The organism is Paenibacillus cellulosilyticus (genome assembly GCF_003182255.1).
GTDB classification, from domain to species: Bacteria; Bacillota; Bacilli; order Paenibacillales; family Paenibacillaceae; genus Paenibacillus_T; species Paenibacillus_T cellulosilyticus.
In genome coordinates, this window is the sequence record NZ_QGTQ01000040.1 from 1 (window position 1) to 19,097 (window position 19,097).

Here is a 19,097-nt window from a genome sequence, read left to right on the forward strand (position 1 = left end):
TTGGTAATTCGTTCGATACGTTGATTTGTTGGGTCATTTCGAGTAAACTTCATATACAGCGCCTCCTGATGGGTTTTAGGACATTGATCCGTTCACACCCCCATCATACGAGGCGCTCCTTTTTTTGTCCAAGCTCAAATCTTAGACTCTACAGGAATGTTTAGCTTGCTTCAGAGGCGCTGTAGAGCCAAATAAGCGCAGCGACAACCGATAGCGCTCGCGATATCCCCCTAAATAAAAAAAGACCTGCCAGCATCTCTGGCAGGAAAGGCAGCGGCGCGGCACATGGGCGCCGCTGCCTTATTCAATTAAAAGGGGGTAGTACGAAACGTGAAACGCGAATGAGTGAAGCATTCGCCATCATTGCCCGACGTACACACGCCTGCGACGTCGGGCCTTACTTCTTGTTGCAGCAGCGTTCCCTTCCTTCCGAAGGTTACGGGAGATCCATCTGCTGAATCCCTTCGAACAACGTGGCCATATACATCTGGCCGTCATGCGTATCGACATCCGTTACCGGGAAGCCAAGCTTCACCGCGAACATCGTAATTTGACCGCAAAGGTAGCCGATGCGATACAAGCCTTTATCCGTGCAAGCATACACATCTCGTCCATGCCGAATGAGCGTGAATACAAGCCGATTGCCGAAGCTGACAACGTCGAAGCCGCCACCTTTGTTACCAACTATCAGCTCTCCGCCTTCACCCGCACCAAGCAGATGACCTTGATAAACCGTCAGCGATGTAACGCCAACCCCAAGCGGGAAGTCCGCCCACTCATCGGTGAACCGATCGTAGACAGCAATCCCTTCCTCGTGTCCGAGAATGAGAAACTGCGGTACATTGAGAAAATCGTACACTTTGCGCTCCGGATACGCGACCTTATGCCAAGCGCCATCTCCGCAGCGATGCCATAATCCGTAGTCCGTGCTCATAAAGCTGCATTGTCCTGATGTTTTATATTGATAGCATGGGACCGCATGCGTCGGCTGCTCCCACTGCCCGTCTTCAAATGTATATAAGCCTTCGTTCGTGCACGCATACAGCTTGCCTTGGTTCAGCTGCAGCCGATTAACTACAAGCTCTGCCGGCAGCTGCTCGCTAATATGCTGCCAACCACCAGACTCATCACTGCAATAAATGCCGTTGCCAGGCGAGGCTGCGTATAGAAGGTCGCCATCTGTCTTCACCGACGAGAACGGATACGTCATCCAATCCCAAGGCGTCTGCTTGCTTAGTGTTTCTCCGCCCTCCATCATGTCAGCCTCCTATTCGTACCGAATCATTCGATCGCTTGATAACGATTATCAATTGGATGTTTCCAATGATAACGATTATCAATCGCATTGTCAACCCTCTTTTGGAAACTACATCCCTACATTACTATTCGACAAGGAATTGCTGCATGCAGGCTGACAAACTGTCGAAAAAAAAGAGAAGCAGCCCCTTGCGGCTGCCTCCCCGTGACGATCGATTACGGCTGCTGGAACGAGAACAATTGGTTGTCTGCGCCGGTATATGCCCACTGCTGCACGTTGGCGCCGTTTGCGGTGGATACACTTGTAATATCGAGCGATTTGCCGCTGTTGCGGCTAATGATTTTGTAATAGCCGCCGCTCACCGCGACGACCTGCCATTGCTGATTCGTGCCGCCTGATCCCGATACGGCCCACTGCTGCACATTGCCTCCATCGGCTGTCGAGGAGTCGGCAACATCCAGCCCTTTGCCGCTGTTCACGTTAATAATGTTGTAATAGCCGTTGCCCGCATCCTTCAGATACCATTTCTGATTATTGCCGCCTGCATATTCCCACTGCTGCACATTAGCACCGTCGGCTGTCGACGAGCTGGTCACGTCGAGCGCTTTGCCGCTGTGCTTAGCGACGATCTTGTAGTTCGTATTCAGCTGCGGCACCACTGGCGTAGACGTAGACGAGCCCGCCGTCCATTTGAACGTGATCGCGCTCTCGGCTGGCACTTGATACGTAACCGATTGCGAGCCCCATTGGATTTTGACAGACTTGGCGCTGGTCAGACGATTGGACAAAATGACGGCGATCGAGCCGTCCGGGTTGCGGTACGCAATGTCCTCCATATTGTCCTGATAGGTGTTCGAGTCGATGCGAACCGCACCTGGATCAACGAATTTGCTGCTATGGCCGAGGCCATAGTATTGCGGATTGTACGTTACACTGTCGTTCACGTCCGAGCGGATCGTAAGCAGGCCGCGGTTCGTCGTGCCGACGCCGTCAAGCGCTGGACCCCCATTTTGATCCAAGGCGACATTCCACATGATGTACGACTTCGCCCAGTTTCTCGGAAAACGAATCGTATGCATCATCAGATCTTGGAACATCCCCTTGTCTGTGCCGCCGCCGATCCACGTGCCGCTGCCGCCTTCCGTGAACCAGATGTCCTTGCTTGGATAATTGTTGTGAAGCGTCGTCAAATTCGAGTGACTGAGTGAGGAGTAGTAGTGGAATGCGCTGCCGCTAACATAAGATGAGGCGTTATTGAGCACGGTGGATGGATAGCTGATGTCGTCGTAGTTATGGTCATAAGCGATGATTTTGGCAGAAAGGCTGTTCTGCGAAAGCTTCGGCCCCAGCACGTTGATGAAATTAGCCTGCTCCGTCGCCGACATGACAAGACCCGGATAATGCGGTCCGTATTTCGGCTCGTTCTGAACGGACATCGCGTAGACCGGCGTCCCTTTATCTCTGTACTGCTGTAAGTATTTGACGAGATAATCGGCATACGCCGTGTAGGCGTCCGTGCGCAGTGAGCCGCCGCTGTCTCCGAGCAGCGTTTTGCCGGTCTTCATCCAAGCCGGAGGACTCCATGGCGCTGCGAAAATCTTAATCCGTCCTTGGTTCACACCGTACGCTTGATCCAACATCGGACGAATGTAAGCATCCTCCCGCCACAGCGAGAAGGAAGTCAGGTTCATATCGTCCACATTGTTCGTCGTATCGTCGTACGTCCAGCTCTCCCAGTTGAAGTCGCTGGCTCCAATCGGTTGGCGAAGCGCGCTTATGTTGATGCCGCTTGGACCAAACAGATTGTTCATGACCTCCGTTCGTTTCGCCGCCGACAGCTTGTAGTACAGCAGCCAACTAGAAGAGTCCGTCAGCGACGCGCCGAATCCGTCCATCGATTGATACGTCACGCCGTCGTTGACGGTGATCGTGTAGTCCGCATTCGCGCTTGACGTGGCAAAATTAACATCCGCTTGCCTCGTCAGCCATGTACCGTTGTTTGGATTGGTCAGCCATACCTGCGCCGTCTCGCCTGCAGCCAGCGTTTGTGACGGTGCTACCGTTGCGGCAGGTGCGGCAATCGCCAGCGCCGCCACGACGGTCAGAAGCTTCTTCTTAGACATGAATAATACCTCCTTAGAGTAAAGCGAAATGGCCATTCAATAGAATCGAATCGTGTGCAGCGCAACTTGCTGATTGAAGCGTCGGTTGATTGAGCAGCCATGCGACGTTACGAACGGGCTACATAATCCATCACCTCCCTTCCGCACATGAATGAAGACGCCCAGCCTATACCAGCTAGGCGTCTTCGCCATTCACTTAAAGTGCGAGTTCAAAAAGGACGGTTTTCACTTTTTTTGAACAACCTCTTAAACTCGCTTCAATGTAATTAAGAGGTTATAGAGTACAGTCGCAGCTTCGGCTCTGGTGGACGGCTTCGCCGGTTGGAACAGGCCCTGCGAATCACCATGAACGATACCCGCGTCATACACCTGAACTACAGCATCCTTCGCCCAGCCTGCAATGTCCGCTGCATCCTTGAATACAGCTTCCAGCTGCTGCGAGTTAACAGCGGAGTTCTGCTCCCGCTTCACAAGTGCAATCGCCTTCGCCAGCGTGACTGCCATCTGCTGCTTCGTCACGAGCGCGTTCGGCTGGAACGTGCCATCCTCGAAGCCTTGCACGAGGCCCGCTTCCGCTGCTGCTCCAATCGCACCTGCGAACCATTGGCTCACTTGAACATCGGAGAATGCCGCGGCCTTGTCTGGCTTATCAGACAGATCCAATGCACGTACGAGCATCGCCGTCCATTCTGCGCGTGTTACCGAACGGTTCGGCTCGAACGTTTCGTTACCGGTGCCTTGTACGATGAATCGCGAAGCCAACGCTTCGATTGAATCTTTCGCCCAATGATTCGTCACATCGTTGAAGCCGACGGACGATTGAACGACGCCGTAGACACTGTTATGGTTGTTCGTCATAACTGCCTGCACGCCGCCACTTTCAGCCGATGGGCCAAACACGGTCTGCACGAAACGCACATGAGAGGACGCATCAACGGATACGCCTACTGCATTCGCTGTATTCGTTCCCGCAGGTAGTGGCAATACACGAGTTACCGTATAGGAGCCAAAATCTTGGATCTCCTGTTCGCTGCCACCCGTCACAAGCGATACGTTGAATGCCACCAGATCCGACAACAGCGATGCGCCGCGGCTTGTCAGCGCCGCTGCTGCAGCCTTCTTCTTGTCGCCTGTTACCTTCGTGATGGCGATCAGAAGTTCAGCTTGCGAATCGACTGCGTCCATGGCAGAGCCAAGCGAACCGATCGGCAGCTCGTAGCTAATGCCGTTCCAACTGACGGAGATAGACAATGCTGCGCCATCCTGTACCGCATCACTAAGCGCAGAAGCTGGGAACGATACGGTCACGCGATCCAGCTGCGCTGCCGTTGCAGGCAACTGCGTGATGATGTGATTCGTATCCGAACGATCAGCCGCTTCTTGCACCAGCTTCGCTGGGACTTGGAATACGGCAGCATTCACACCACCGGATGATGCATCTTCTGCCGTCAGCCCACTGATGGTCGATGTACCGCCCTTATGTTCAACCTTTGGCTCAGCAAAAGCGTCAGGTGTCGACGGTACAAGCACGGGTGACGTGATTACGCTGCCTTTATCAGCTGTTACCGTCACGGTCGCTGATGCTGTAAACTCGCCATCCTCCGTTGTCGCCGTAATCGTCGCCGTTCCAGCGGAGATCGCTGTTACTGTACCGTCATTCGATACCGTTGCAATCGCTGGAGCGCTGCTGCTCCATACGACATTGTTGTTCGATGCATCCGCCGGACTAATCCGAGCTGTCAGCTTGCCCGTCTTGCTCGAAGGCAGGCGCAGCGCGAGGCTGCTCTTATCGAGCGTCACTCCCGTAACCTGCGTCGGATAACGATAAATCTCGAAATCATCGATCGCCGTCCAGTTGCCGCCCTTCGCGTCGGAGAAGACGCCGATCTCTAGCTGTCCATTCGTTACAATGACATTATCGATGTAGAACGGCGTCCACGTACCGCCGCTTGCGCTGCGAAGATCCTTCGTCAGCTGATTGCCGCCGTAATTTTTCACTTCGAGCTGCAAGGTGTTCTGCCCGCCGCCTGTGCGCACCCATACCTGAACCTTGTACACGCCGTTCGGCAGGTCAAACGTACGGTACGTCGATTGCAAATAATCCGATCCGCTCCAGTGCGTCAGCTTGTACTGCCCGCTGCGCGGCGTATCTTGGTCTACGAAATTCGCAATCCCCTGCGTATCCGGATGCCATTCCGACCAGCCTTCGAAGCTGCCCTTCTCGAAGTCCATATTATCCAACGGTACAAGTACGCCTGCAGCTAGCGGCACTGCCGAGACAGCTGCACTGCGGTCCGATTCATTGCCCGCCAGATCGACTGCGGATACTTCAAAGCTGTACACCGATCCTGCACGAAGCTGAACTGCCGTGTACCAGGTATTCGTTACAGGGTCAACCGAAGCGATCTTCACCCCATTGCGATAAACGTTATATTGCAGAAAATCGTTCTCAAGGTTCGTGTCCCAAGTCAGCTTCACCTGCTCGATACCTGCCGATGCTGTTAAGCCGGTTGGTGCAGCAGGCGCCTCGGTATCCGCAACTGCAGCAGTGTGTGCCGATACGCTATCGGAAGCAGCCGATTCGCCCGTCTCGCTGTACGCTGCTACGCGATAGTAGTAGGTTGTATCTCCAAGAAGTCCGCGGTCGGTATATGGGACAGCGCCTGCCGGCGTCATGCCAACCTCTTGATAATCGGCATAAATGGAATCCGTGCCGCTGGACGAATCAAGAATTGAACGATAGATCTTGTATCCAGCTGCACCTGCAACGTCGTTCCACTGCAGCTGAACGCTCAAACCATTCGGCACAGCCGTTACACCTGTTGGTGCTGCCGGTGCATCTGTACCGAGTGGCAATGCCGATGCTTTCGTCGTTACGCGGACGAGCGAGAAATCGTCAAACGCTGCCCATTCGCCGCCTACGATGTCCGAGTGAACGCCGATGTCCACTTGACCGTTCGTCACTTTGATCTCCGGAATGAAAAGCTGCGTCCATTGACCAACATAATCAGTGGTCCCTGCATTCGCCGCCAGCGCAGCGCCGCCGTAATTCGCTGCTTCTAGCTGGACATCGGAATGCGAGCCTTTCTGATACCATACCGATGCGCGATAAGTGCCGTTCGGTACTTGAACCGTGCGGAAGGTCGACTGCTCATAATCGGTGCCAAGGTAATGCACCAGCTTATAGCTGCCGCTTCGAGGCGAGCCGTTATCTACCTTGTGTGCAGAATCCTGTCCGTCAGGCACGATCTCCTGCCAGCCCTCCAGCGTACCCTTCTCAAAGCCGCCGTACAGCGCCAAGTAGTCGTAGCTGTCCTGGATGTTATCGAAGGAGAAACGGAACCAGTTCAAATTAACCGAACCCGTGAATACGACATACAGCGTATGTACGCCGATTACCGATTGAACGGCAGCCGATTTGGTCGTCCACGTCTCCGATCCCCCTGTGCTGCCCAAATGAACGCTGCCAACCGATTGTCCGGTTGGGCTATCGAGTCGGAAGTCGATCACCGCATCCTGGCTCGTCGCCGCCCGCACCTGTACGCTTGCGGTCCCGTTCATGAACGACACATTGTCAAAGGCGATATAACTGCCAGCATTCGCCGAGCTTACCTTCTGCCCGCCGCCATTGTCGCTCGTCGTAGTGAGCTGAACAGCGTTCATCGCATTGTAATCTTCTGCCTCAATCTTCGAATAAGGCGTTACATAACTTGCGCTGTCCTGTGTTCCATTCCACACGAACGTCACAACGGCGCCCGCCGACAACGTGTACGTGAAGCTTTGCGCCCCCCAGCGTACCTTGAACAGCTGCGACTGCTTCGAGGAATTAAGCGCGATCAGCACCTTAGAGCCATCCGGATTGCGGTACGCAGCCGATTCGATGCTGCCTGCGCCAAACGTGTTCGACTTGATCCTTACAGCGCCCGGCAGTACGAATTGGCTTGCTTGGCCAAACGCGTAGTACTCTTCATTCAGCTTGTAGCTGCCCGTCTGGCTGTCGACCGTGACGAAACCGCGGCAATCCGTGCAGCCGCCGTTCGTAGGGCCATGATTCTCATCGAGCACAAGGTTCCACTTGAGCGACGTCTTCGCCCAGTTGCGCGTCGCGCCGATAATCAAGTTCTGCACATCCCATGCGACATTATCGCCAAACACATTGGCAAACTCGCCGCCCGAGCTTTCGGTGAAATAGATGTCCTTATCGGGATGCTGGTCATGAACGAGCGTCTGGCTGTCGACCGAACCTGCGTAGCCGTGGAATGCAGAGCCCGTAATGTACGGTTTCGCCTGCGGATCGCTCAGCACCTCGATCGGATAGTTCGGATCATCCCAGTTATGGTCCCAGACGATGATCTTCGTCGTAATGCCCGCCGCTTGGAAAGCAGGGCCGAGCACCTTGACGAACGCCGCTTCGTCCGCTGGCTCCATTCTCATGCCCGGATAGCCGTCCGGTTCAAAATGGGGTTCATTCTGCAGCGTGACCGCATCGATTGCGATGCCTTCCGCTTCATAAGCCTGAATGAACTTCACGAAATACTGCGCGTAAACCGAGTAGTATTCCGGCTTCAGCTTCCCTTTCATCAAGGAACCGCTCGTCTTCATCCATGCCGGTGCGCTCCACGGCGTTGCCATGATCTTCAGATCGGGATTGATTGCAAGCGCCTGTTTGATCGTTGGAATAATGTAAGCCTGATCGTGTGGATCGAGAACTGATTGAGGTTCTCGTCCGTCGTGTCCGCCGCAACATCATCATACGTATAGTTGCTTAATGCGAAGTCCGTCGAGCCCATCGGCAGACGTATATAGCTGATGCCAATGCCGCCCGAGCGGCCGAACAGCTTATTCATCAGCTCGTCACGAGAAGCTGCATCCAGCTTGTTCTGGATCAGCCATGCGGACGAATCTGTCAGCGCTCCGCCGAAGCCGTCAATCGATTGGTAAGTCGTATGCTCATCAACGTCAATCGTTGGGTTAACCGCCGCGCCGTCTGCTCCGAATGCAAGGCCTGACTCTGCGCTGAGCAGCTTGCTCTTATTTCCTTCTGTCACCCACGCTTCAACGGGTTCTGTCGCAGCTGCAGCCTTTGGGACATACAGACCTGCATAGCCGGACAGCATGAGGCTGAGCATGAGGACGAATGCAATTGGTTTGCTTATTCGCGAATGTCTCATTCGAAATGTTACTCCCCTTCGTATCAATGAATGGAATGAATCGAGCGAGCAAATGTAACAATGAATCGATGAATCTATGAATCTATGAATGCATGAATTCTTAGAAGAACGCGCGATGTAATCGATTACATTTTAAACGATATTAATCCTCTTCCAGCATCACCTCCTATGCGTAGTCGGGCTGCTGCACAGCTAGGCTTCCGTAGCACCTATAGAACGCCTGCCATTGTGCCCCCTCAAGTAGAGCTCGAATGGCAGACGTATATCATGCTCCAATCTAACGTTCGGAGATGATCCATTGATTATAGGAATCCGCTGCTCACTTCATCTTGCCGCTGCGAGAGGTGCATACTAGCCACGCCATACATAGGTGCCAACTGCACGAGCAGGCAGAACCGCCGCGAATTGCTTACCTTCACATAGCACTCGGAACGGCTGCTCCGAATCCGTCTGGTTGATGACGACGGCAGCAAGACTGCCGTCCGGATTACGGAAAGCGACGTTCGTGACCGTATCCGTCGAGCCGTATGTGCTCTCAATGCGATACGCTCCAGGCTGAACGAATCTCGCATATTGCGCTAGCAAGTCGTATTCCGGCGTCTTCCAATACCGGTTCGGCTCCACCGCATCCTGGACGAACATCGTCGGGCCTGGCGTACCGACCCATTGATGTGTACCGATCTCGCTGTCGAGCATCGTCACCCACGAGTTGTAGCTGCACGCGTAGTTGCGGAAATACTGCGCCATTCGGTCGGCTCCTGCTGTCCCCCACAATGCCCGCTCCGTCAGATAGATCGGTTTATCGGGGTAAGCTGCATGCAGCTCGCTCATGATGGCCGGCGATCCTTCGTAATCATGCAGCGCAAGGCCGTCTACGACGGTTCGGCCTTCTTCGTCATTAAGAATCGGTGCAATATAATCCCACGCATCATGGAAGTTATGATCGAAAATCCACAGCTTCGTCTTCATGCCATGCGCTTCGAACTCTCGTCTTAACGCAGCTGCAAGCTCCTTCTGCCTAGCCGGTGACATATAGCAGCTTGGATAATCGATCTCTAGCAGCGGCTCATTCTGAAGCGTCATCGCATAGATCGGAATGCCCTGCTGCTCATACGCTTGAATCGCCATCCGATAATAGCGAGCCAGCGCTTCCGTATACTCGGCACCTTCCTTCAAACTCCCGCGCTTCAGGCTGCCATTGGTCTTCATCCAAGCCGGCGGGCTCCAAGGGGAGGCGAAGAACACCGTGTCCGGCGATCCCTTCTGCAGCTCCTGTACGGTTGCAATAATGTTCAGATCGATATCTTTCTGAATGGAGAACCGCTTCATCTCGAAGTCGGTCTCTCCTTCCTCCAAATCGTTGTACGTATAGAACGGCTCCGCTGTGAAATCCGACGTTCCGATCGTCAGTCGGAACAGATTGAACCCGATGCCATTCTCCCGATCGGTCAGCTGCCGAATAATCGCTGCACGCTGGTCCGCATCCATCTTCGATAGATTATGGATCGTCGTTTCCTCCAGCGATGTGCCGATCCCGAGCATTTGTTGATACGTATGGTCCGGCTTCACAATAATCGTTGATGCAGTCGACGGACTAGGCGGCGTCAGCTCCAGCTTCGGCTGCGGGCTTAGCGCAAAGTCCGGCGCATGCGGCCCTTCGAACCAGCGGCTGCGGCCGGGATCAAGCTCCGAGCTGATCCATACCTCGACTTCATGATTGGTCAATGGGTTTCCCTCCTAATCGTTGTAAAGGTGGTTCAAAAAGTCCGCTTTTGATCACGAAGCATCACAAGTAGCGTATTCGGCGTCGAATCTTGGATGAAGCTGAGACTTCCGGTTCTCACGTAGCACAACACTTAAGCTCCGATCCTCATTCCCCGCTTGATCCAACCTTCTCGGTGCTGAAAACCGTACTTTTTGAACTTGTACTTGCATTCTCTCTAATCCTTCTTCTCAGATGCCGGCAGCACGAACGTCGCCGCAGCGCCAGCAGGCAGCTTGTAAGAGAACGACTTGCTGCCGTGGCGAACGCGAAGCTCCCGCTCCTCCCCGGCACGGTTCATCGCAACGAGCACAAGCGACCCGTTCGGGTTCTGGAACGCAACCTGCTCGATGCCTGTCTCGTCCGACGGACCCGACTCAATCCGATAGGCGCCAGATCGCACGAATTTGCTCGCGTGACCGATCGAATAATAATCCGAATTGAACGTCACATCGCCCGACTGCTGATTGATCGTCACGAAGCCCATACAATTTTGGCAGCCGCCGATCGTTGGACCGTAGTTCTCATCAAGTGCCAAGTTCCACTTCAGCACTACCTTCGCCCAATTGCGCGTCGCGCCAATGATCAAATTGTGCATATCCCATTGCAAGTTGCCTCCGAAATCGGTCGCCCACGCACCGCCGGAAACTTCGGTGAAGTAAATATTTTTGTCAGGATGCGCATCATGCACTTGGGACTGGCTGCCGACCTCGCCCGCATAACCGTGGAACGCGGAGCCGTCGATATAGCGGTTCGCGTCAGGATCGTTCAGCACCGTCATCGGATAGTAGGGCTCATCCCAGTTGTGGTCCCAGACAACGATCTTCGTCTTGATGCCCCCCTTCTCGAAGGCCGGACCCAGATTGTCCTTGATCCACGCCGCTTGCTCGTATGGCTCCATCCGCATGCCTGGATAATTATCCGGCACATAGTGCGGCTCGTTCTGCGGCGTTACGGCATCGAATGGTACGCCTTCCGCTTGGAACGCCTTTATCAGCTTGGTGAAATAGTTCGCATACGGCTCGTAGGCTTCCGCCTTTAAGCTGCCGCCGATCATCGATTCGCTCGTCTTCATCCATCCCGGCGCGCTCCACGGACTGCCCATCAGCTTCAAATCCGGGTTGACCGCCAGCGCCTGCTTCAGCGTCGGAATGAGAAACTCCTTGTCATGATCGATCGAGAAGTTCGCGAGCTGCGGGTCGGTCTGACCTTCCGGCATTTCATCATACGAATACAACGTCCGCGCAAAATCCGATGCCCCGAGCGGGATACGCATATAGCTGATGCCGATACCTTGCTCATGGTCAAACAACTCCTTCATCAGCGTCTCTCGCTGCTGCTCGTTCAGCTTGCTGGCGATCAAGTAAGCGGAAGAATCCGTCATTGATGCGCCAAAGCCGTCCATCTGCTGATACTTCGTCGTCTCGTCGAGGACGATGTCACCATCCTGCGCCTCTTCGCTGGACGTCTGCTTCACGCTCTCCTCTTGGGACAGCAGCTTGCTCTTGTCTGGCGTCGTCAGCCATACCTGCACTTCATTCGACGCCGAATCGCCTCCGGTTCCACCGCATGCCGCTGTCAGGGCGAGCATTGCCCCGGCCAGCGCAATGCTAACGACTCTCTTCATTACGAACTCCTTCTCTTGCTAGGACAACGCCGCCGCTACCTCCTGTAATCGAGCCATAATCCGCCCGAATTAGCGCAGCAATCGACTTCTCTGTCGTCCGATCCATATGGCAGATGCCGAACGTATCGATCCAGTTGTTGTGATTCACATACCAGTCGTACATAATCCAGAAGTCGATGCCCGCAACATAGCCGTCCGGACGCCATTCCCCTGCCTCGCTCACCGTTGCATGCTCCATGAGCGCCCGTATCGTATCCTGATAGGTCGCGACCTGCTTCGCTTCTTCCGAATCAGCCCCGGCTGTCCAATGACCGAACTCGGTATTCAAGATCGGCTTATCGGGATAGACAAGATGGGCTTCCGCCAGAAAGTCACGTGTTCCTTCGTAATAAGTGCCGCCGTGAAAAATGCCGAAGTACATCGTCCATGCCGCCACGTCGAGCGGAGCCATCGAAGGATCATGCGGTCCCGGCTGATCAGCAGCCGAACTTTGCGTCAGCAGCCGACCGTCATCGTAGCTGCCGCGCAGATCGGCCACCAAGCGCTCGTTATAAGCAAGGCGCAGCCATACGTCCTTCGATTCGTTCTGCGTGCTCCACATGATGACCGATGGTCGGTTGTACTGCGAGAACACCATCTCCCGCCACATTTGATCCGCCAGCCGCTTCTCGTTCTGCGCCTCGTAATGCGCCGTCTCGAACTGCCAGAGCGGAATTTCACTCATCGCCAGCAGTCCGAGCCGATCCAGCAGTATGTAGGTATGGAGATGGTTCGGGTAGTGACCCGTGCGAACCATATTCGCATTCATCGCCCGGATTTGCTCCAGATCGGCCCGGATGCGATCCCACGAAGCGGTTCGGCCGGTATCCGGCCATTCCTCGTGACGAGCGATACCCGCGAGAAACAACGGCGAGCCGTTCAACTCGATCTGCGTGCCGCGCGCTCGTATCGTTCGAATGCCGAACTGCGTACACCATGTATCCTGCGTCTCGGTCTTCCCCACCTGCGAGGCCGTAAGCGTGAAGGATGCCACATACAGGTTCGGCTGCCAAGCCGACCACAGCTTCGGATTCTGTACCGTAATCTCGAAGCGAACCGCCCGCACTTGACCTGGCTGCAGCGTAAGCATGCTGCGCAGAGCCCGATCGGTAACCGCCGGAATATCTGCAATCGTAGAAGCTAGAGGGGATGCGAGAAAATGGTCCGACTGCGAATCCGCCTCGTACAGGCTGCCCTCTAGACAGACGTAAGCCGCAGCATGCCCTTGATTCATCAGCACGACTGTAATCTGCAGCCGACCGTCCGTATCAAGCGGTACGATATCCGCCCTTACGATCGACGCTAATGGTGCCGCCTCGATCCATAAATCTTGAATAATGCCCGTATAGTTGAAGAAGTCGGTGCCCGCCACTGCAGGAATCGTATCGACGCGGCTGCCCCAAGGCGGATTATCGACGCGAATGCGGATATCGTTCTCGCCCTCCCGCAGCGCATCGCTCACATCGAACGCGAACGGCGTAAAGCCGCCTTCGTGACAGCCGATCCAGCAGCCGTTCACCCATAGATCGGCGACGTAGCTGATGCCAAGCGATTTGAACGTATAGGCGAGACTGCGATCTAAATGCTCCACTACAATGGTTCGCTGATACCAGACGCCGTCCTCATACGTCTCGGCCGCCTTCGCCTGCGCTTCTCCGCTCAACCGGTTCTCCGGCAGCGGTACAAGATGCGACTCCCACTCGCACTCGCTAAGCACGGAGCCTCGAACGTACTCTCCCTCCTTCGTCTCCAGCTCGCGCAGCCACTGTTCGCCGCGCGGAGCGAGCGAGAATGAATGATCCATCGCTAAACGCCGCTTCAACCATACCCCATTCAAAGAGATGACCGTGCGGTTCTGCTCCTCGAAGGAGGGTACCGGCATGCCATTCTGGAAAGGAATGCTCACGCCGTCGATTGTGCTGAGCGTCATTGTCGTCTGCAGCATGATTGCTCTCCCTTCAGTTGAACTCAAACAAACAAGGGGGATGAGGACGCGCGTGCGGGCCCTTCTATTGCAGCCGCGCGCAAGTCGCTAATCATCCCCCTTGAGCTTGAAGATTTATTATTATTTGATGCCTTGCGAGTCGTAGTATTTGTTCGCTTGCTCTTTGATGTAGTCCATCACATCGTTCACGCCAGCCGCTTCAAGCTGCTTGCGATAGTTCGCAATCGCTTTGTCGACGTCCGGCACAAGACCCATCATAATCGGCATGCCGTACTGCTGGATGACCGAGTTGACGGCTGCTTGCTGCGATTTTACCGGTGCATAGTCCATCAGAACGCCTGCGAAAATATTCGGCTTGCTCTGCGATTTGAACTCTGTCAGCAAAGCGTCGAAGCCCGGCCAGCCGCCTGCTTGCTTCACGCGCTCCATCGACTCGACGCGGTAGCCCCAGCTTGCAACGCCGTATGCCGTATGGTCCTTGTCGTCCTTCGGCGTACCTGCAGGCGGCGATACGATATATTTGCTATCCGTTGTATCCACCGAGTAGTTGGTGCCCTCGAGACCGTAGTTCATCAGATCGTAGTACTTCGGATCGTTGCGCAGTTTGTCCAATACCATCAGGGAACGCTCTGGGTTCGCAGCGCTCTTCGGAATCGCCATTGCATTGTTAACCGACAGCGTAGGCATCGTCAGGTTGTTGAATCGGCTGAACGGGAAGTAGCCCATCTCAATGTCTGGATTCGACGTTTGCAGACCCATGATGTAGCCGCCTGCACCCGGCGCGTTACGCCAGTACACAGCGCCCTGGCCCGTCTTGATCGCATCGCCTGCTTCCTTCTGGTCGGACAGCGTATCCGATTTCCAGAAGCCTTTGTCTTTCCATTCTTTCATCTTGTGCGCCCATTGCTCGAACTCCGTCGTGAACGGATAAGCAACAATGTCGCGCGGCGCATCATACGATTTCGCTACAACAACACCGCTGTCGCCGCCGATTTGCTGGTAGTTATAGTACGATTTGAACATGGTGAAAATTTCGTTGTACGCTTTGCCGTTGATAGGCGTAACGTTCTTCGCTTTCTTCACGCCGTCCAGGTACGCTTCGATCGAGTCGAGGTCCTTGATTTCCGGCAGATTGAGCTCTTTTCTCCAGTCCTCGCGGTATACGATACCGTCCGGCGTATATTCCGGATACGTTGCAGGCACTGCGTAGATTTTGCCGTTAACCGTCGCTTCCTTCCAGTCCTGCTGCGGTACGCTCTTCCACGTTTCCGGCGCATACGTCGGCAGCAGATCGTCAAGCGGCATGAACGCGCCTTGGTTTGCAAATTTGTAGTAATCCGCCCATGAGGAGGCGAAGATCATATCGATTTTCTCGCCGGAGGCGAGGAGCAGGTTGTACTTCGTCGTCCAGTCCGTCCACGTCGTGAAGTTCAGCTTCACCGTTACGTTCAGGTCCTTCTCCAGCATTTTGTTCCACTCTTCAACAACCTTAGGCGTATCCTTATGCGCATCGCCGAGCAGGTACCAGACGAGCTGGACCTTCTTCGACGTATCCGGCTTGCTTGCATCCGCCGTCTTGTCATCGCCGCCTGTGTCCGTCGCCGTATCCGTCGACTTCGTATCGGTGCTCGTATCGGTGCCTGTCGACTTTCCATTGTCCGAATCGCTGCTGCCGCATGCTGCTAGAACGGTGACCATCATCATCAACGCGATGAGCAGCGTGCTGAACGTTTTTATCTGTCTCTTCATGCCTTTGACTCCTCCTTATAAGTAAGAAAGCATCTATGTTAGCCGGGTTATGCCGGTTCTAACCTTTGACCGCGCCAATCGTAAGACCTTTCACGAAGAACCGCTGAACGAACGGGTATAGGAAAATGATCGGGCCCGTCGCGATAACAGCCGCCGCCATCTTGAGCGTCTCAGCGGGAGGCTGGAAATCCGGCGACAGATTGCCTGCGACGTTCGTTTTGAGGACGGCCGCGCTGGCAAGTATTTTGTAAAGCAGGAACTGGAGTGGGAACTTCGTCTCCGTCGTGATGAACAGGTTCGCAAGGAACCATTCGTTCCAGTAGCCAAGCGCCATGAACAAGCCGATCGTAGCAAGACCCGGTGTAGAGAGCGGCAGGATGAGCTTCAGATAAATGGTGAATTCGCCGGCTCCGTCGATTTTGGCCGATTCGGTGATTGATTCTGGAATCGATTTCATAAAGTTCTTCATTAAGATGATGTTCCACGCACTGAGCAGCCCCGGCAGCAGCAGCGCAAGATAGGAGTCTTTGAGATCCAAGTACTTGACCATCAGAATGTACCAAGGAATGAGACCGCCGCTGAACAACGTCGTGAAGTAGATGAAGAACGCCAGCTTATCCTTGTATTTGAACTCCTTACGCGATAGGACGAACCCTGCCATCGACGTCAGGAACAAGCCGAAGGCCGTACCGATCAGCGTGATGAGCACCGTCACCTTATAGCCATCGAAAATCTGCTTCGGATTGCTGAAGGCCGCCGAATAAGCGTCCAACGAGAACTGCTTCGGAAGTAATTTGAACCCTTGCGCTACAATCTCCATCTCTGGCGTGAACGAGCCGGATACGATTAACAGGAAGGGCAGCAAGCACAGCACGGCCAGCATCGTAATAATGACATACCCGATCGCGTTGAAGACGATGGTCGATTTCTCCATTTTGATTTTCATGCCGATTCCTCCTAAAGATTTTGCGGTAGCCTCACACCGACCTACGGTGTGATATGCAGCAAAAGCCGCAACGGAAGCCTATGCTTAGAACAGCGCGTAGTCGCTGCGCACCTTCCGGATGATGTAGTTGACCGTGATGATCAGGACGAAGCCGAAGAACGATTGATACAAGCCTGCTGCCGTACCCATGCCGATGTCGAAGTTGACGGCGAGCGAGCGGTACACGTACGTATCGATAATGTCCGTCGAATTGTAGAGCATGCCGTTGTTGCCGATGATTTGATAGAACAGATCGAATTGGCCTTTCAGAATGCCGCCGAGGCTGAGCAAAATGAGCAGAATGAACGTCGGAACGAGCATCGGCATAATGATGTGTCTGATCCGTTGAAAAATGTTCGCGCCATCGATCTTCGCCGCCTCATGGTACTCGTCGCTGATGCTCATGATAGCCGCCAAATAGATGACCGTACCGTAGCCGAGACCTTTCCAGACGTGGAAGAAGACGATGATATATTTCCAAGGCGCCGTATGGACGTAGAAGTCGTAAGGCTGCATGCCGAGCTGCTGCAATACCGTGTTAATAACGCCGTTGTCCGAGTTGAACAGGTTGAAGACGAATGCGCCAACCAGAACGAACGAAACGAAGAACGGCAGGAACATAACGGACTGCGTCGTTTTCTTGAACAGCTTGCCAGGCAGCTCGCTGAGAAAAATCGCGCACAGCAGCTGAAGCATATTGCTGATCAGAATGAAGGCGATGTTGTACAAAACCGTATTCTTCGTGAGGTTCCATAACACGCCTGAGTTGAATAGGAACTCGAAGTTTTTCATGCCGATGAACTCGCTGCCGAACAGTCCCCCGGCGAAGTCGAACCTTGTGAAGGCGTAGTAGACGCCTACCATCGGGACGTAGGAGAAGACGATGAAGAACAATAAAGCTGGTGCAATCATAAGGAACAGCGTTTTGTTTCGGTTCAGTTCCTGGAAGAAGCTTTTCATACCCGACACCTCCGTTACGTCTTTCGTCAAAATGTAATCGATTTCTTTTTTACCTTTAAAAAAAGCCTTACAAATCACTGCTGCTGGCCGGCTATCCGACTACCCTGGCCCCAGCTGTTCCTCGGCCGATCGATGCTTCGCAAACAATGACGATTCTCGAACAAGCAGCTTCGACTCGACCTTGAAGTACCGCTTATCTTGAAACTCATTGCCGTTCATCTGGTCGATCAGCTTCTCCGTAAGCAGCGCACCCATCGCGTATTTCGGTTGCTCCACTGTGCTGAGATTCGGCGTAATGAACCTCGTAATCCGGATGTTGTCGACACCGACAACCGCCACCTGCTCGGGCACCTGGATGAGCAGCTCCTTACATGCTTTGTACACGCCCAGCGCCATCTCATCGTTCGCCGCGAACACAGCTGTTAGATCAGCGTTGCGCTCGCGCAGCCTTAGAAATCCTTCATAGCCGCCCGACTCGTTGAAGTCACCGTTATCGATCAGCTCTGGAATAAACGGCATTCCCGCTTCCTTAAGCGCTTTCATATAACCCTCTAGACGCTCATAGCTGTCGATCGCATCGGCATAGCCGCTTAGAAACGCAATCTTCTCATGTCCCTGCTCGATCAAATGATCGACAACATCCTTGCCGATCTTCACGTTATCGGTGAAGGCGCATGGAATTTGCTCGTGCTCGATGAACCGTCCGATAACCGCAATGCTATAACCGTCCTCGACAAGCGCGATCAGCTCCTTGTTGTTCATCAACGGCGTGACGAAGATCATACCGTCCACGGTCCGGTTCTGCAGCAGCGATACGTAGTCATACTCTCGCGTCTTCAGGTTCTGAGCATCGCAAATGATAATGTTGTAATCGAGCGAATTGGCCATGTTCTCGATCCCTTTAATAATCTCCGCATAGTAGGAAACCTCGATATCGGAGACGACGACGCCAATCTTCATCGTCTTTCTAGACCGTAGATTCTGGGCCATCGCATTGGGCGTATAGTTCATCTCTTCAATCGCCTGCTGCACCCGCTTCTTCGTCTTTTCCTTCACGAGTCCGCTTTGATTCAGCACCCGAGAAACCGTTGCGGCAGATACGCCTGCCCGCTTCGCAACATCGATGATTTTGCTCTCGTTCATCGCATCACTTTCTTTAGTCCGTTTTGATAATCTGATAGTAGCAACTTTTGAAATCGATTACAATAGTAAATTTCAAAAAATGTTTTGTTTCAGATACGATTTGGTACAAATGAATTGATTTAAGCGGTATTATAGGGGTTTTCGAGGAGGATCGAACGAGTCCTAAATGAAATCGATATCATTTTTAGTCGAAAAAGCTTATATTTCGGTCGTTGCGTACCCTTCCACACTTCCACTTTTGGTGCCACCGGACTAGATAGAACGCCTGACCATCACGCTGCGTACAAGATAACAACCATTCAAAGTCATTCGCAAGCAAGCATGCTTGCTTGCTC

General features: G+C 53.8%; 10 protein-coding genes and 1 pseudogene. All 11 read right to left on the reverse strand.

Features of this window, described 5'->3' with window-relative positions:
- Positions 1 to 436: 436 nt before the first annotated feature.
- The gene (locus DFQ01_RS28380) at positions 437 to 1,258 is read right to left on the reverse strand and encodes a hypothetical protein (RefSeq protein WP_245946917.1); all 822 of its coding nucleotides are present in this window, start codon (positions 1,256 to 1,258) and stop codon (positions 437 to 439) included.
- A 215-nt stretch (positions 1,259 to 1,473) separates the two neighbouring features.
- Positions 1,474 to 3,381: an RICIN domain-containing protein gene (locus DFQ01_RS28385; RefSeq protein ID WP_174812518.1), complete on the reverse strand. Its 1,908-nt coding sequence runs from the start codon at positions 3,379 to 3,381 to the stop codon at positions 1,474 to 1,476.
- 246 nt (positions 3,382 to 3,627) lie between these two features.
- Complete coding sequence (locus tag DFQ01_RS28390) at positions 3,628 to 7,044, reverse strand: S-layer homology domain-containing protein (protein WP_245946921.1); 3,417 nt, start codon at positions 7,042 to 7,044, stop codon at positions 3,628 to 3,630.
- A 135-nt stretch (positions 7,045 to 7,179) separates the two neighbouring features.
- Positions 7,180 to 8,552, reverse strand: a pseudogene (locus DFQ01_RS31800) (glycoside hydrolase family 30 protein); the annotation flags it as partial.
- A 351-nt stretch (positions 8,553 to 8,903) separates the two neighbouring features.
- Positions 8,904 to 10,277, reverse strand: coding sequence for a glycoside hydrolase family 30 protein (locus tag DFQ01_RS28395; protein WP_110047310.1), 1,374 nt, complete (start codon positions 10,275 to 10,277; stop codon positions 8,904 to 8,906).
- A gap of 215 nt (positions 10,278 to 10,492) precedes the next feature.
- Positions 10,493 to 11,941, reverse strand: a complete 1,449-nt coding sequence (locus DFQ01_RS28400; protein ID WP_110047311.1) for a glycoside hydrolase family 30 protein — start codon at positions 11,939 to 11,941, stop codon at positions 10,493 to 10,495.
- Positions 11,925 to 13,925: a glycoside hydrolase family 2 TIM barrel-domain containing protein gene (locus DFQ01_RS28405; protein WP_110047312.1), complete on the reverse strand. Its 2,001-nt coding sequence runs from the start codon at positions 13,923 to 13,925 to the stop codon at positions 11,925 to 11,927. Before DFQ01_RS28405 ends, DFQ01_RS28400 begins: the two co-directional genes overlap by 17 nt.
- Positions 13,926 to 14,045: 120 nt before the next feature.
- Positions 14,046 to 15,674, reverse strand: a complete 1,629-nt coding sequence (locus DFQ01_RS28410) for an extracellular solute-binding protein (protein ID WP_110047313.1) — start codon at positions 15,672 to 15,674, stop codon at positions 14,046 to 14,048.
- 58 nt (positions 15,675 to 15,732) lie between these two features.
- Positions 15,733 to 16,620, reverse strand: coding sequence for a carbohydrate ABC transporter permease (locus DFQ01_RS28415; RefSeq protein WP_110047314.1), 888 nt, complete (start codon positions 16,618 to 16,620; stop codon positions 15,733 to 15,735).
- An 84-nt stretch (positions 16,621 to 16,704) separates the two neighbouring features.
- A complete protein-coding gene (locus tag DFQ01_RS28420; RefSeq protein WP_110047315.1) occupies positions 16,705 to 17,619 on the reverse strand; it encodes an ABC transporter permease in 915 nt (304 codons plus the stop codon).
- Between the two features lie 99 nt (positions 17,620 to 17,718).
- Positions 17,719 to 18,762: a LacI family DNA-binding transcriptional regulator gene (locus DFQ01_RS28425; RefSeq protein WP_110047316.1), complete on the reverse strand. Its 1,044-nt coding sequence runs from the start codon at positions 18,760 to 18,762 to the stop codon at positions 17,719 to 17,721.
- Positions 18,763 to 19,097: the final 335 nt, after the last annotated feature.

Bases quoted from the DNA above. Each gene is read 5' to 3' on its own strand.
- DFQ01_RS28390 (WP_245946921.1), bottom strand. From the start codon at position 7,044: ATGAACGCTGTTCAGCTCACTACGACGAGCGACAATGGCGGCGGGCAG.
- DFQ01_RS28415 (WP_110047314.1), bottom strand. From the start codon at position 16,620: ATGAAAATCAAAATGGAGAAATCGACCATCGTCTTCAACGCGATCGGG.
- DFQ01_RS28410 (WP_110047313.1), bottom strand. From the start codon at position 15,674: ATGAAGAGACAGATAAAAACGTTCAGCACGCTGCTCATCGCGTTGATG.
- DFQ01_RS28380 (WP_245946917.1), bottom strand. From the start codon at position 1,258: ATGATGGAGGGCGGAGAAACACTAAGCAAGCAGACGCCTTGGGATTGG.
- DFQ01_RS28405 (WP_110047312.1), bottom strand. From the start codon at position 13,925: ATGCTGCAGACGACAATGACGCTCAGCACAATCGACGGCGTGAGCATT.
- DFQ01_RS28385 (WP_174812518.1), bottom strand. From the start codon at position 3,381: ATGTCTAAGAAGAAGCTTCTGACCGTCGTGGCGGCGCTGGCGATTGCC.
- DFQ01_RS28420 (WP_110047315.1), bottom strand. From the start codon at position 17,619: ATGAAAAGCTTCTTCCAGGAACTGAACCGAAACAAAACGCTGTTCCTT.
- DFQ01_RS28425 (WP_110047316.1), bottom strand. From the start codon at position 18,762: ATGAACGAGAGCAAAATCATCGATGTTGCGAAGCGGGCAGGCGTATCT.
- DFQ01_RS28400 (WP_110047311.1), bottom strand. From the start codon at position 11,941: ATGAAGAGAGTCGTTAGCATTGCGCTGGCCGGGGCAATGCTCGCCCTG.